13 protein-coding genes are annotated in these 12,860 nt (G+C 66.7%); 4 read left to right on the top strand and 9 right to left on the bottom strand.

Translation table 11 applies throughout. The annotated features are described in order from the left end of the window. Positions 1-38: 38 nt before the first annotated feature. Positions 39-875 (top strand): hypothetical protein, encoded by an 837-nt coding sequence (locus ACFC0O_RS34645; RefSeq protein WP_364640017.1) that lies wholly within the window; start codon positions 39-41, stop codon positions 873-875. A gap of 36 nt (positions 876-911) precedes the next feature. Here the strand turns inward: ACFC0O_RS34645 and ACFC0O_RS34640 are convergent, their stop codons facing one another. The 6 genes from ACFC0O_RS34640 to dapE form a co-directional block, all read right to left on the bottom strand. Then, the gene (locus tag ACFC0O_RS34640) at positions 912-1,841 is read right to left on the bottom strand and encodes a glucosyl-3-phosphoglycerate synthase (protein WP_375965562.1); all 930 of its coding nucleotides are present in this window, start codon (positions 1,839-1,841) and stop codon (positions 912-914) included. Continuing rightward, a complete protein-coding gene (folP, locus tag ACFC0O_RS34635) occupies positions 1,838-2,710 on the bottom strand; it encodes a dihydropteroate synthase (RefSeq protein ID WP_375965560.1) in 873 nt (290 codons plus the stop codon). Before folP ends, ACFC0O_RS34640 begins: the two co-directional genes overlap by 4 nt. 71 nt (positions 2,711-2,781) lie before the next feature. After that, the gene (locus ACFC0O_RS34630) at positions 2,782-4,551 is read right to left on the bottom strand and encodes a long-chain-acyl-CoA synthetase (protein ID WP_375965558.1); all 1,770 of its coding nucleotides are present in this window, start codon (positions 4,549-4,551) and stop codon (positions 2,782-2,784) included. A 142-nt stretch (positions 4,552-4,693) separates the two neighbouring features. Continuing rightward, the gene (locus tag ACFC0O_RS34625; protein WP_375965555.1) at positions 4,694-5,245 is read right to left on the bottom strand and encodes a TIGR00730 family Rossman fold protein; all 552 of its coding nucleotides are present in this window, start codon (positions 5,243-5,245) and stop codon (positions 4,694-4,696) included. Next, positions 5,239-6,033 carry a TIGR00730 family Rossman fold protein gene (locus ACFC0O_RS34620; protein ID WP_375965553.1) on the bottom strand — a complete coding sequence of 265 codons (795 nt, stop codon included), beginning with the start codon at positions 6,031-6,033 and terminating at the stop codon, positions 5,239-5,241. The genes ACFC0O_RS34625 and ACFC0O_RS34620 overlap by 7 nt, the downstream gene beginning before the upstream one ends. Positions 6,034-6,099: 66 nt before the next feature. Continuing rightward, positions 6,100-7,203, bottom strand: a complete 1,104-nt coding sequence (dapE, locus tag ACFC0O_RS34615; protein ID WP_375965550.1) for a succinyl-diaminopimelate desuccinylase — start codon at positions 7,201-7,203, stop codon at positions 6,100-6,102. A 107-nt stretch (positions 7,204-7,310) separates the two neighbouring features. Between dapE and dapD the strand changes: the two genes are divergently transcribed. Further along, positions 7,311-8,267, top strand: a complete 957-nt coding sequence (gene dapD / locus ACFC0O_RS34610; protein WP_375965548.1) for a 2,3,4,5-tetrahydropyridine-2,6-dicarboxylate N-succinyltransferase — start codon at positions 7,311-7,313, stop codon at positions 8,265-8,267. A gap of 23 nt (positions 8,268-8,290) precedes the next feature. Here the strand turns inward: dapD and ACFC0O_RS34605 are convergent, their stop codons facing one another. Together ACFC0O_RS34605 and ACFC0O_RS34600 are read right to left on the bottom strand one after the other, a co-directional pair. Continuing rightward, the gene (locus ACFC0O_RS34605) at positions 8,291-8,662 is read right to left on the bottom strand and encodes a PPOX class F420-dependent oxidoreductase (RefSeq protein WP_375965545.1); all 372 of its coding nucleotides are present in this window, start codon (positions 8,660-8,662) and stop codon (positions 8,291-8,293) included. A 64-nt stretch (positions 8,663-8,726) separates the two neighbouring features. Further along, positions 8,727-10,154: an acyl-CoA synthetase gene (locus ACFC0O_RS34600; protein ID WP_375965542.1), complete on the bottom strand. Its 1,428-nt coding sequence runs from the start codon at positions 10,152-10,154 to the stop codon at positions 8,727-8,729. 149 nt (positions 10,155-10,303) lie between these two features. Here ACFC0O_RS34600 and ACFC0O_RS34595 point away from each other — a divergent pair, with 149 nt between their 5' ends. Further along, positions 10,304-11,161 (top strand): oxygenase MpaB family protein, encoded by an 858-nt coding sequence (locus tag ACFC0O_RS34595; RefSeq protein ID WP_375965539.1) that lies wholly within the window; start codon positions 10,304-10,306, stop codon positions 11,159-11,161. A gap of 13 nt (positions 11,162-11,174) precedes the next feature. On the opposite strand, the gene ACFC0O_RS34590 is transcribed toward ACFC0O_RS34595, so the two are convergent. Then, positions 11,175-11,807 carry a TetR/AcrR family transcriptional regulator gene (locus tag ACFC0O_RS34590; protein ID WP_375965536.1) on the bottom strand — a complete coding sequence of 211 codons (633 nt, stop codon included), beginning with the start codon at positions 11,805-11,807 and terminating at the stop codon, positions 11,175-11,177. A gap of 146 nt (positions 11,808-11,953) precedes the next feature. Here ACFC0O_RS34590 and ACFC0O_RS34585 point away from each other — a divergent pair, with 146 nt between their 5' ends. After that, positions 11,954-12,838: an oxygenase MpaB family protein gene (locus ACFC0O_RS34585; protein WP_375965534.1), complete on the top strand. Its 885-nt coding sequence runs from the start codon at positions 11,954-11,956 to the stop codon at positions 12,836-12,838. Positions 12,839-12,860: the final 22 nt, after the last annotated feature.

The following is a 12,860-nucleotide window of genomic DNA, read 5'->3' as shown; positions in this document are numbered from 1 at the left end:
TAGACGCATGGGGCTGTTCAGGTATCTAGACTGCCTCCATGTCAGCCGACGAGGTGGCACGGGTGTTCGCGATCGAGGACAAGGTCGAGCGCCTCAAAGCCGCCACCGACGGCGTGGCGGCGGCGCAACAGCAGATCAATGAGCTCACGCGTATACGCCGCGCCGTAATCCGCGAACTACATGCCGAGGGCTGGACGTTCGCCAGAATCGGTGCGGCCGCCGGACTTTCCCGGGCCCGCATCCATCAGGTGAGCACGCAGGGCCCGGTGCCGGAGGGCCTGTTCTTCGGACACGGCCCGCTCACGATTCTCACCCCGGACGTGCGCAGCACCACGCGCGCCATCGCCCTGGTGGGCGCACCGGACGCGGCCGCGCCGCATCGCCTGGTGGAGCTGCTACGCGAACTCGGGTTCACCGCGGCGGTGCAGCGCTTCCTGCCCGGGCGGCCGCTGGATCTGGATCGGGACGGCCTGATCGTGCTCGGCGGCCCCGAATTATCGCCCAGCTTGCGCTATCTCGTCGCCGCGGACCCCCGGCTGCGCCGCACGGTGGCGCGCGCGGGCCGGGTGCGCCGGGGTATCGAGGATCGGGCCGCGCGGCGCGTATACCGCCCTGGCGGCACCGAACCGTACGACATCGCGTACCTGGCCCGGCTCCCCCGCCCGGACGGTAAGGGAACGGTCCTTGTCATCGACGGATTGCATCCCCCGGCCTCACTGGGCGCGATCCGTTTGCTGGCAACACGATTGGCGACGCTGCACGAGCGCGCGGCCACCCACCCGTTCTCGGCGGTGGTGGGCGTGCGCTACGACCGCAATACCGGTGAGCCGATCGAGGCGGACCTGCTCACCCCGATCTACCGGCACGACCGCTGAGTCCCGGTCGCGGACGCGACCGGGACGCCGGGGTCGTTACGCGGCAGCCCATTCCGGGCGCAGGGTGTTCATCGGCGGGCGATCCTCCAGCGACACATCCGTGGAGCGTGCCGTGAATTCGCCACTGATCAGCGGGAATTGGGTCAGCGCGGCACCCGAGTCGGAGACCCCGGCACGTCCGAGCACGGTGCCCAGGATCTGCCGGCTCATCACCCCGAGTTCGGACAGCGGGCGGTTGCGGTGCTGGCGCACACCGAGATTCACCTGCCCGATGGCGGACAGTCCGAGCATGTCGTGGGTATCGAGCAGCAACCCGATCTCCACGCCGTAGCCGGGTGCGAACGGCACCGCGGTGAGCAGTTCGCGGGTGCCCGCGTACTCACCACCCAAGGGCTGCAGGACATTCGACAGCGCCGGGCGCAGCGCCGACAGCAGTGGGCGGGCCACCAGTTCGGTGACGCGGCCGCCGCCGTTGTCGTCGATGCTCGCGCCCTGCCGCAGCGGACGCCGGTAATACGCCTTCACCAGGTGCATTCCGTCGACCGTGAGCAGCGGCCCGAGCAGTTTCGGCACGAACATCGGGTCCGGGTCGATGAGATCGGAGTCCACGAACGCCACCAGATCACCGGAGGTGACGGCCAGTGAGCGCCACAGCACCTCCCCCTTGCCCGGAACCGGATCGAGTTCGGGCACGGCCTGTTCGCGGGTCACCACGCGCGCTCCGGCGGCCTGTGCGAGCTCGGCGGTGGCGTCGGTGGAACCGGAGTCCAGAACGACGAGTTCGTCCACCAGCGTGCCCAGCAGGGGCCGGATGCTGGCCACCACGGTCGCGACCGTGGCTTCTTCGTTGAGTGCGGGCAGGACCACCGAGACGGTGCGGTCGCCCTTGGCGGCCACGAGTTCCTCGACGGTCCATTCGGGGCGGTCCCAGGTATTGCTGGTCACCCAGTCGGTCACCTTGTTCATGCCAGACCTCGCAGGGTTCGGGCGGGTGGGCGCAGGCCCTGGATCGCGGCGATCATGTCCACCACGCGTCGGGTGGCCGCTACTTCGTGTACCCGGAAAACTCGAGCACCCGCTGCGGCCGACCATGCAGTCGCTGCCAATGTGCCCTCCAATCGCTCGGATAGCTCGACACCAAGAGTCTCTCCGATGAAATCCTTATTACTCAGCGCCATCAAGACCGGCCATCCGGTATTCACAAGAACGTCCACAGAACGCAACAAATCGAGCCCGTGATACGTGTTTTTCCCGAAATCATGCGTGGGGTCTATCAATATCGAGTCTTTGGAAACTCCCGCCGCGACCGCATTCTCGGCGGCCGCGACAACGGTTTCGGTGACCTCGGTCACTACATCGGTATAGCGCACCCGATGCGGACGGGTCCGCGGAATGGCTCCGCCGGTGTGACTGCACACAATTCCGGCGTTCAACTCGGCGGCGACCTCGACCAGTCCCGGGTCCGCCCCGGACCAGGTGTCGTTGATCAGATCCGCGCCCGCGTGCACGGCGGCCCGCGCGACCTCGGCCCGCCAGGTGTCGATACTGATCAGCAGCTCGGGAAATCGCTGCCGGATAGCGGCGACGAACGGCACCACCCGGCGCGCCTCCTCGGCGGCATCCACATCGCTACCGGGACCGGCCTTCACTCCGCCGATATCGACGAGATCGGCGCCCTCGTCCACTGCCCGGGTGACCGCGGCCATGGCCGCCTCATCGGAGAAGGTCGCACCCCGGTCATAGAACGAGTCCGGCGTCCGGTTCACGATCGCCATCACCAGCGCCCGATCCGTCGCCACCGGCTTTCCGCACAATGTCGGCAACGGCGCACACATGCCCTCGACTGTACCGACACGTGTCCAGCTGATGCTGGGCAGCCGACCGGATTCCGGCCGCCGCCCGGGCCTCAGCCGCGCGGAAGTTTGCCCGCGGCCACCTCGGCCGCGTATTCCGGGTAGATCGGGACATAACCGTCACCGCGCCCGGTCAGCACGTACAGCGTGCTGATGTCGTCCGTGCCGAGTCCCTGGGTGCGCAGTTCCACCTTGCGGGACTTGAAGGTAGAGGTCTGCTCCAGTTCCGGGACCACTCGAATGACAAGGGGCACAGCGTAAGTGGGCAGGCGGTCGTAGAGCGTCTTCGCGGCGACCTTACCGTCGAAGGTCGCGCCCTCGGCGAGGGTGATCGCGGCCATGCCCGCCTTACCGTCCGCGCCCGGGATATCCACGCCGTAGACGACGGCCTGGAGCACCGCGTCGATACCGTCGAAAGCGCCCTCCACCTCGGTGGTCGCCACATTCTCACCCTTCCAGCGGAAGGTGTCGCCGAGCCGGTCCACGAAGGCGATATGACCCCAGCCCTGATTGCGCACCAGATCGCCGGTGTCGAACCAGCAGTCACCGGCGGTGAAACCGTCCCGCACCAGCTTGGATTCGGTTGCGGCACTGTCGGTATAGCCGTCGAAGGGGGAACTGGTGGTGACCTTGGCCAGCAGCAGGCCGACCCCGCCCGCGCCGATGCGGCGCAGTTTGCCGTCCGGGCCGCGCTTGGCCTTGCCGGTGGCATCGTCGTATTCGACGACCGCGAACGGCAGTGGGGTGAAACCCGCTGTGCGCGAAAGGCTGAACGCGTTGATGAAGGCGACATTGCCCTCGCTCGCGCCGTAGAACTCGACAATCCGCTTGATACCGAAGCGATCCCGGAATTCGTCCCAGATCTCCGGGCGCAGGCCGTTGCCGACCGCCAGCCGGACCCGATGCTGCCGATCGGTGCGGCGGGCGGGCTGATTGAGCAGATAGCGGCAGAGTTCGCCGATGTAGATGAAGGCCGTGGCCTGATTGGCGATGGCCTCCTCCCAGAAGCGGGAGGCCGAGAACTTGCGTCCCAGTGCGAGTGTCGCGCCGCCCGCGACCACCGAGGACAGCGCTACGGTGAGGGCGTTGTTGTGATAGAGCGGCAGGCAGCAGTACAGGGTGTCGCCGCCGTCCAGGCGCACGCCCAGACCGCCGACCCCGGCCATGGACTTGGTCCAGCGCATATGGGTCATGACGCTGGCCTTGGGCAGGCCGGTGGTGCCGGAGGTGAAGATCAGGTAGGCGCGTTCCTTGGCCAGAATCTGTTCGCAGACAGCGGGATTCGCGGCGTCGGCGGTGCGGGCGGCGGCCTCCAGATCCTTGGACCAGAGCACTGCGGGGCGCAGTTCGGTGAGCGTGTCCAGGGCTTCGGCGCATTCCTCGCCGATCACGTCCAGCACCGAGTTCAACAGTCCGAAGCTGTGCTGCAGCACGGCATCTCGCTGATTGTGGTTCAGGAGTCCGGCCGTGGCACCGAGTTTCACCACGGCCAGCACGGTGAACAGCGCCTCGGGCCGGTTGGTCATCAGGACCCCGACCACATCGCCGCGCTTGACGCCGTGCGAAGCCAATACGCTCGCGTACCGGTTCACCTCGGAATTGGCTTCACCCCAACGGTATTCGCGGCCTTCGAAGCGCAGGAAGGCGCGCTCGGGGTGTTTGGCGGCGGCCCGCTGGAAGAAGAGTCCGATGGAAGCCTTGGAATCGGACTTCACCAGCATGTGCACGGCATTGCGGGTCATGCCCGGCAGCTGTACCGCCATACCGGGCAGGCTGCGCGCCAGATCCACCAGGCTGACCGTCGAACGGGCGTCGTTGTTCACTGCGCGGGGCTCCTCACCGGGTCGTGCTCGTGGTCACACCCTGACGGATACACCCTTCGTTGTCGAGTGAAACCCGATAGTTCCGCACAAAATTGTCAGATGCACCGCCCGTGACGGCGCAATCTGTCAACTTCAACAGCACTCAGCGCCCGGGGCGCAGCGCCTCGAAAGCTTCCGCCAGATCGCCGGTCACGATCACCCGGTCCATCGCCTCGCGCCCGGCGTAACCGCGCTCGCGCAATTCCTCCAGCCAGGCGAACAGGCCGCGATAGTGCCCGTCCGGATCCAGCACCACCACGGGCTTGTCGTGCATGCCCAGGTAGGCCCCGGTCCAGGTTTCGAAGAACTCCTCCAGGGTGCCGATGCCGCCGGGCAGGGTCAGGAAGGCGTCGGCGCGCTCGTCCATGACCTGCTTCCGCTCGCGCATGGAATCGGTGACGATGAGTTCGTCCGAGTCCACATCCGCCATTTCGCGGTGCACCAGCTTCTTGGGGATGACGCCGACGGTTTTCGCGCCCGCCGCACGCGCCGCGGTGGCGACCGCGCCCATCATCGAGACATTGCCGCCGCCGGACACCAATTGCCAACCGCGGCGGCCGATTTCGGCTCCCACCTGCCGGGACAATTCCAGTGCGGCGGGATCGCCGATGCTCGCCGAGCAGTACACGCAGACCGAATACGAATCGCTCACCACTGATCTCCCTGTGCCGCGGCATCCATTTCGGCGCGCTGTTCGGCGGCCGCGAGCACCAGGCGCACCACCTCGTCCACACTGTCGGTGACGTGCAACAGATTCATATCGCCGGGCGCGATCTTGGCCGAGCCGAGCAGTGACTCGCGCAGCCAATCCACCAGTCCCGACCAGTATTTGGTGCCGAACAGGATGATCGGGAACTGATTGATCTTATGCGTCTGCACCAGCGTGAGCGCCTCGAACAGCTCGTCCAGGGTCCCGAACCCGCCCGGCAGGCAGACGAACGCCTGCGCGTACTTCACGAACATGGTCTTGCGCGCGAAGAAGTACCGGAAGTTGATACCGAGATCGACCCACTCGTTGAGGTGCTGTTCGAACGGCAACTCGATCCCGAGCCCGATCGAATAGCCGCCCGCCTCGGAAGCACCGCGATTCGCGGCCTCCATGGCCCCCGGTCCACCACCGGTGATCACCGCGAACCCGGCCCGCGCCAGCGCCCCGCCGATCGCGATGCCCGCCTGATACTCCGGCGATTCCGGTGCGGTGCGCGCCGATCCGAACACGGCCACCGCGCGCGGCACCTCCGCCAAAGCCCCGAAGCCCTCGACGAATTCGGCCTGAATGCGCAGCACCCGCCACGGATCGGTATGCACCCAATCCGCCGGTCCCCGCTCATCCAGCAGATGCTGATCGGTGGTCCCGATCCCGACCTTGCGATCCCGGCGCAGCATTATCGGCCCACGAAACCGTGGACTCTTCGAACCCGGGATTTCAGCCTCAGCAGACATGCCAGCCACCGTACTGGGTTGGGTTTGCCTCCGCTTCGCTGCGGCGGCCGACGCCGCTGCGAGCCGTCAGGCTTTATCGCCCAGGAGGTAGCTGCGGAGCATGGAGGTGACCTGGGTGATCTGGTCGATGGGGAGGTGTTCGTCGCGTTTGTGGGCGAGGTTGGGGTCGCCGGGGCCGAAGTTGACGGCCGGGATGCCGCGGGCGGCGAAGCGGGAGACGTCGGTCCAGCCGTATTTGGCGCGGACGCCGCCGCTGCCGTGCAGGTGCACGATCTCGATGAGGTCCTTGGCGGCGGGGGCGGTCAGGCCGGGTAGCGCGCCGGGAGCGCCGTCGGTGCGCTCGAAGCCCAGGTCCAGGCCCGAGAAGACCTCGCGCACATGCTCGGTCGCCTCGTCCAGGGTGCGGTCGGGGGCGAAGCGGAAGTTGACGTCCACCTCGGCCACATCGGGGACCACATTGCCCGCGACGCCGCCGGAGACGCGCACGGCGGACAGGCCCTCGCGGTAGACGCAGCCGTCGATATCCACTTCGCGCGCTCGATAATTCGCCAGCCGCTCCAGGATCGGCGCGAGCCGGTGAATGGCGTTGTCGCCCAGCCACGCTCGCGCGGTGTGCGCGCGCACGCCGGAGGTGGTGAGCCGAACCCGCAGCGTCCCTTGGCATCCCGCTTCGATCCAGCCGCCGGACGGCTCACCCAGTACGGCGAGGTCGCCCTCCAGCCATTCGGGTAGTTCGCGTTCGATGCGGCCGAGCCCGTTGAACTCGGCGGCGATCTCCTCGCAGTCGTAGAAGATCAGGGTCAGATCGTGCACCGGTTCGGCGACGGTGGCGGCCAGGTGCAGGAAGACCGCGTCACCGGATTTCATATCCACGGTGCCGCAACCCCACAGCTGCCGTTCGCCGGTCGCGGTGACCTCGAAGCGGCTGGGCACATTGTCGGCGATGGGCACGGTGTCCAGATGTCCGGCGAGGATGACCCGGGTGGCCAGACCGCGACTGGTGCGCGCCAGCACGGTATTGCCGTGCCGCAGGATTTCGAAGCCGGTGGTCTGCTCGCGCAGGGCTTTTTCGACGATATCGGCGATGCGGGTCTCGTCCTTGGAAACGCTGGGAATGTCCACCAGAGCGGCAGCGAGGTTGATCGGGTCGGCGCTCAGATCGATGGTCACCCCTTCCACCTTAAAGGAGGTGTAATCTCCGCTCCCGGTATGGCGGCGGCCGTGGCACAAAAAGCCACCATTCGGGGCAAAATTCGCGGCCGGTAATCTTTACCGACGTGAGCACTCAGGGAGCAGTAGCAGTCGGCCTCGCCACCATCACCGCCAACGGCACGGTGCTGGACACCTGGTACCCGTATCCGGAGCTGGGCACGGTCGCCGATACCGGCACCAAGCGCCTGGACGCCTCCGATATCGAGTACGCCAAGTTCGCCGACGCCGCCGGTGTCGACGAGGCCCGCCGCGTCGAGACGGTCGTGGTGCGCACCAGCATCGCCGATCTCGATGCCGCGCCGGTCGATACGCACGATGTCTACCTGCGCCTGCAACTGCTCTCGCATCGTCTGGTCAAGCCGCACGGCCTGAATCTGGACGGCGTCTTCGGCCTGCTCGCCAATGTGGTGTGGACCAATTACGGCCCGTGCTCGGTGGAGGAGTTCGAGCTGACCCGCCTGAAGCTGCGCTCGCGCGGCCCGGTCACCGTGTACGGCATCGACAAGTTCCCGCGCATGGTGGATTACGTCGCGCCGTCGGGTGTGCGCATCGCGGACGCCGATCGGGTGCGCCTGGGCGCGCATCTGGCCTCGGGCACCACGGTCATGCACGAGGGTTTCGTGAACTTCAATGCCGGCACGCTCGGCAATTCCATGGTGGAGGGCCGCATTTCGGGTGGCGTCGTGGTCGGCGACGGCTCCGATGTGGGTGGCGGCGCGTCCATCATGGGCACCCTGTCCGGTGGCGGTAAGCAGGTCATCTCGCTCGGTGAGCGCTGCCTGCTCGGCGCGAACTCGGGTCTGGGCATCTCGCTCGGCAATGACTGCGTGGTCGAGGCCGGGCTGTATGTCACCGCGGGCACCAAGGTGACGCTGCCGGACGGCGCGGTCATCAAGGCGGCCGAGTTGAGCGGTAAGGACAATCTGCTGTTCCGCCGGAATTCGGTGACCGGCACGGTGGAGGCGGTGGCGCGCAAGGGCACCGGCATCGAGCTGAATGCCGCACTGCACGCCAACGACTGACTCACTCTCCAACCGCTGGACCGCTATTCGATGCCGAAGGCGATGATCCGCTCCGGGGTGATGCGGATCAGCTCCGGCGTGCCGCCGGGGATATAGCTTTCGACGCCGCGCAAAGCCTGTGCGGTGCCGCGGATTTCGAGGCACCGCACGGTCCACGGGTTGACCGAGGGCACATCGTCGACGACGAAGGCGATCCGTTCCTCCTTGGCGAGGTTCCGGAACTTCTGCGACGCCCCCATATTGTGTCCGGCGATATCGATGGTGCCCAGGTCCGCGTTGTAGCGGAACCCGACGGGATTGTTCTGCGGTGACCCGTCGGGCCGGATGGTGGCGAGCCGGCCCAGGCGCTGGCTGCCCAGATACTCGATCTGCGCGGGCGTCAGTGTTGCGATCATGTCCGCGACGTTATGACCTGAAGTGCGGTTCAGGTCAAGCGACACGGTCCGGGCGGGGCGATGTTCAGCCGAGCAGTTTCTTCTGCACCTTGCCCATGGCATTGCGCGGCAGCGCGTCCACCACGCGCACCTCGCGGGGCCGCTTATGTGCCGAAAGTTCGCCCGCCACATGGTCGATGAGTTGCCGGGCCACCGCATCATCCGCGCCGTCCCGCAGTACGACGTAGGCGACGATGCGCTGGCCGAGGTCATCGTCGGGGACGCCGATCACCGCGGTCTCGGCCACGGCGGGATGTCCGAGCAGCGAGGTCTCGATCTCCCCCGCGCCGATTCGGTAGCCGCCGGATTTGATCAGGTCCACCGATTCACGGCCGACGATCCGGTGCATGCCCTCCGCGTCGATGACCGCGACATCGCCGGTCTTGAACCACCCGTCCGCGGTCCAGTTCTCGGCGGTCACCTCGGGCTTGTTCAGGTACCCGTCGAACAGCATCGGCCCCTGGACCTGAAGTCCGCCAACGCTTTCCCCATCATGCGGCAGCACGTTCCCGGCCTCGTCGACCAACCGCGTCAGCACCCCCGCCACAGGCGTGCCCACCCACCCCGGCCGCCGCTCCCCGTCCGGCCGGGTGGACAGCGTGATCATGGTTTCACTCATGCCGTACCGCTCCAGCGGTGCGTGCCCGGTCAATTCCCGCAACCGCTCGAACACCGGCACCGGCAGCGGCGCACTCCCCGAGATCAGAATCCTGGCCTTCGCCAATTCCTTTGCGGCGACGGCATCTTCGGCGATCCGCGACCACACCGTCGGCACCCCGAAATACATGGTGCCCGGCGCGGCGGCATACGCCTCGGGCGTCGGCTTACCGGTGTGGATCACGGGGCTGCCGACCCGCAACGGCCCGAGGAGCCCGAGAATCAACCCGTGCACGTGGAACAGCGGAAGCCCGTGCACGAGAACGTCATTCGACTTCCACTGCCAAGCCTGCGCGAGCGCATCCAGCCCGGCGGCGATGGCACGACGGCTCAGCATCACGCCTTTGGGCGCACCGGTGGTTCCGGAGGTGTAGAGAATGAAGGCGATCGCTCCGGGCGCGGGTTCGGGATACGTATGCCAGGACCGCGCGTGCGCCCGCACCGGAACCACCGGCAGCGCACTGCCTTCGGGCGCTTCCCCGAGCCACGCCTGCGCTCCCGAATCATCCAGGATGTGCGCCAATTCGGCGCTGCCCGCGTCCGGCGGCACCGGCACCACGGTGACGCCCGCGATGAGGCAGCCGATCACCGCCAGCACCGTGCTCACGGTGGGGCGTGCGAGCACCGCGACCCGTTCGGCCTGTGCGATGCGTTCGGCCACGGAGGTGGCCGCGCCGAGCAGATCACTGCGCGACAGGCTCACCCCGGCGATGGTGACGGCATCGGGGATATCGTCCCCGGCCGCGACGGCGGCGGGATGCAAGGACCTCAGCAGGAGTGGCGACCCATAAGACACCCGCTCACGCTACCGAAGTCCCGGGTGCGGGCCGATACCGCCGGGCCGGGCACGAATCGGCCGCGATGGTGGCAAGTCGGTTGACAGGTGGGGCGAGTGGGTAAGACAGTTTGTGTACAACCTTCTCACTTCCGAGGATGTGGTCGACGATGACCAGACCCATGGCCGCGCAGCCGTACTACGGGCGGGCGGGCGAACCCGATATCGATATCCGGCAATTCATCGACGGGGCGGCCGGGCTGCTCGGCGGGGCCGCGAACGTGATCATGCAACTCGCGCATCCACCGGTGGGGTACGGGGTGGTGGAATCCCCGGTGGAGAGCGGCAATGTGATGGTGCATCCCATCAAGCGGCTGCGGACCACCATCACCTATCTGGCGGTCGCACTCTTGGGGACCGACGCGGATCGGGCGGCCTATCGCGCGGCGGTCGACACCTCGCATCGGCAGGTGCGATCCCGGCCCGGAAATCCGGTGAAGTACAACGCCTTCGATCCGAAATTGCAGCTGTGGGTGGCGGCCTGCCTCTATTGGGGCGCACGCGATCTGTACGAGCGAATGCACGGCCCGATGAGCGCAGCCGACGCCGACGCGTTCTACCGGTATTCGGCGCGGCTGGGCACCACGCTGCAAATGCGCGAGGAGCTGTGGCCCGCGAATCGCGATGAGTTCGAACGGTATTGGAATGAGAACCTGGCGGCGACCACCATCGATCCGAGAATTCGCGCCTATTTCGAGGATCTCATCGATTTGAAGATGATGCCGCTGCCGGTGCGATCGGCATTCGGAGGAATTCATCGATTCTTCGTGACCGGCCTACTGCCGCAACATCTTCGGGACGAAATGGGGATGACCTGGTCGCCGCGGCAGGATCGCTTGCTGGCCCGGATCATGCGCACGGTCGGCACGGCGGAGGAATTACTGCCCACGCCGGTGCGGATCTTCCCGATCAACGTCTATCTGCTGGATATGCGACTGCGCCGCAGGCTCGGTCTGCCGCTGGTGTGAAAACCGCTGCGGCTCACTGAATCCGGAAGCCCGGCAGGACGTGATCGATGGCGAACTGCCGGAGTGCGGCCTCATCGTCGAGCGGGATCACCGTCTGCGGGGTCAGCGCCAGCGACAGCGCGTTGCGGGCGACCATCTCCGCCAGCGGTAGCGGATCGTATTCCGGGAGTTTGCCTTCGGATTGCAGCCGGGTGATGAACTCGGCCAGATAGTCCCGGCCCAATTCGATGACGGGCGCACCCTGCACCGTGAGGAACGGCAGCACCACCTCGGGTTCGGTCTTGAGCAGCCGGCCCAGCAGCTGATTGCCGCGCAATCCCTCGATGAACGCGATGAACAGCGCGACGATCTGATCCTGCGCGCTGGCATCGCGTTCGATCTCCGCGTGCACGGCCGCATCGGCGTCGGCGATGAACTGCCGGGCCAGGCGCAGCCCGACCGCCTCGATCAGATCGGATTTGCCGGCGAAACGCCGATAGAGTGTGGCCAGCGACAGCCCGCCGCGCCGGGCGACCTCGACCATGCTGGTGCGTTTGATCCCGAAGTCGAGGAAGGCAACCAGTGCGGCGTCGAGCACCTTGGCCTGATTACTGTCCTCGGGAGCGGATCCGCGCACGAGCGGCAGGAGTTTGGCCAGCTTGGCCATGGTCCGGCCCCTTTCGAGTCGCGAAGATACGATGAGGCACCAATCATCGCACATTGACAGTGACCCACCTCGATGAGAAGGTGAGGACAAGAGTTTCTCACACTCTCCTCAGCGACGAGGAACGACGACGAGGAGTCGAGTCAACGATGACCGCCCCGCTGCGCCAGCCCTTCCCCGACCCGGCCGATGGCTACGGATTCGCACCCGGCACCGAACCACTCACTCCCGACACCGTTCGCGAGCACATCGACGGGCTGGCCGCCTTCCTCGGCGGGGCCGCCAATGTGATCATGCAACTCTCGCTCAAACCCGTCGGGTACGGGGTGATGGAGAGCGATGTGCGCAGCGGCAGCGTCATGGTGCGGCCCATCAAACGACTGCGCACCACCCTCACCTATATCGCCGTCGCCCTGCTCGGCGAGGACGATGATCGCGCCGCGTATCGCGAAGCGGTGAACAAGTCCCATCGCACCGTGCATACCAAGCCCACCAGTCCGGTGAAGTACAACGCCTTCGATCCCAAACTCCAACTGTGGGTGGCGGCCTGCCTGTACTGGGGCATGGACGATCTCTACCACCGCATGCGCGGGCCGATGAGTCCCGAAGTGGCCGAGGCGTTCTACCGGTACAGCGCGCGCCTGGGCACCACCCTGCAGATGCGCGCGGAGATGTGGCCGCCGACCCGGGACGCCTTCTACGCGTACTGGGAGGAGAACCTGGCCACCAAGCACATCGACGAGCCGACCCGCGCCTACTTCAACGCGCTCACCGACCTGAAGATGCTCCCCTACCCGCTGCAATTCCTGCTCGGCGGCCTGCACCGCTTCATCGTCACCGCCCTACTCCCGCAACATCTTCGGGATGAGATGGGCATGACCTGGTCGGCCCGCGACGAACGCTTCTTCGGCGGTTTCCTGCGCCTGATCTCCGCGGTCTGGACCCGCATGCCCACGGTGCTCCGCCTGTTCCCCTACAACTTCTACCTCGCCGATATGCGCCTGCGCCGCCGCTTCGGCCGCCCACTGGTCTGACGGCGGCACAGACATATCGAAC

It is taken from the genome of Nocardia sp. NPDC056100 (genome assembly GCF_042266325.1).
Lineage (GTDB): Bacteria > Actinomycetota > Actinomycetes > Mycobacteriales > Mycobacteriaceae > Nocardia.
The sequence above is the reverse complement of the archived record's forward strand: the minus strand, read 5'-3'. Positions and strand labels throughout refer to the sequence as shown.

Bases quoted from the DNA above. Each gene is read 5' to 3' on its own strand.
- ACFC0O_RS34645 (WP_364640017.1), top strand. From the start codon at position 39: ATGTCAGCCGACGAGGTGGCACGGGTGTTCGCGATCGAGGACAAGGTC.
- ACFC0O_RS34640 (WP_375965562.1), bottom strand. From the start codon at position 1,841: ATGAACAAGGTGACCGACTGGGTGACCAGCAATACCTGGGACCGCCCC.
- folP (WP_375965560.1), bottom strand. From the start codon at position 2,710: ATGTGTGCGCCGTTGCCGACATTGTGCGGAAAGCCGGTGGCGACGGAT.
- ACFC0O_RS34620 (WP_375965553.1), bottom strand. From the start codon at position 6,033: ATGTCTGCTGAGGCTGAAATCCCGGGTTCGAAGAGTCCACGGTTTCGT.
- ACFC0O_RS34605 (WP_375965545.1), bottom strand. From the start codon at position 8,662: ATGATCGCAACACTGACGCCCGCGCAGATCGAGTATCTGGGCAGCCAG.
- ACFC0O_RS34595 (WP_375965539.1), top strand. From the start codon at position 10,304: ATGACCAGACCCATGGCCGCGCAGCCGTACTACGGGCGGGCGGGCGAA.
- ACFC0O_RS34590 (WP_375965536.1), bottom strand. From the start codon at position 11,807: ATGGCCAAGCTGGCCAAACTCCTGCCGCTCGTGCGCGGATCCGCTCCC.
- ACFC0O_RS34585 (WP_375965534.1), top strand. From the start codon at position 11,954: ATGACCGCCCCGCTGCGCCAGCCCTTCCCCGACCCGGCCGATGGCTAC.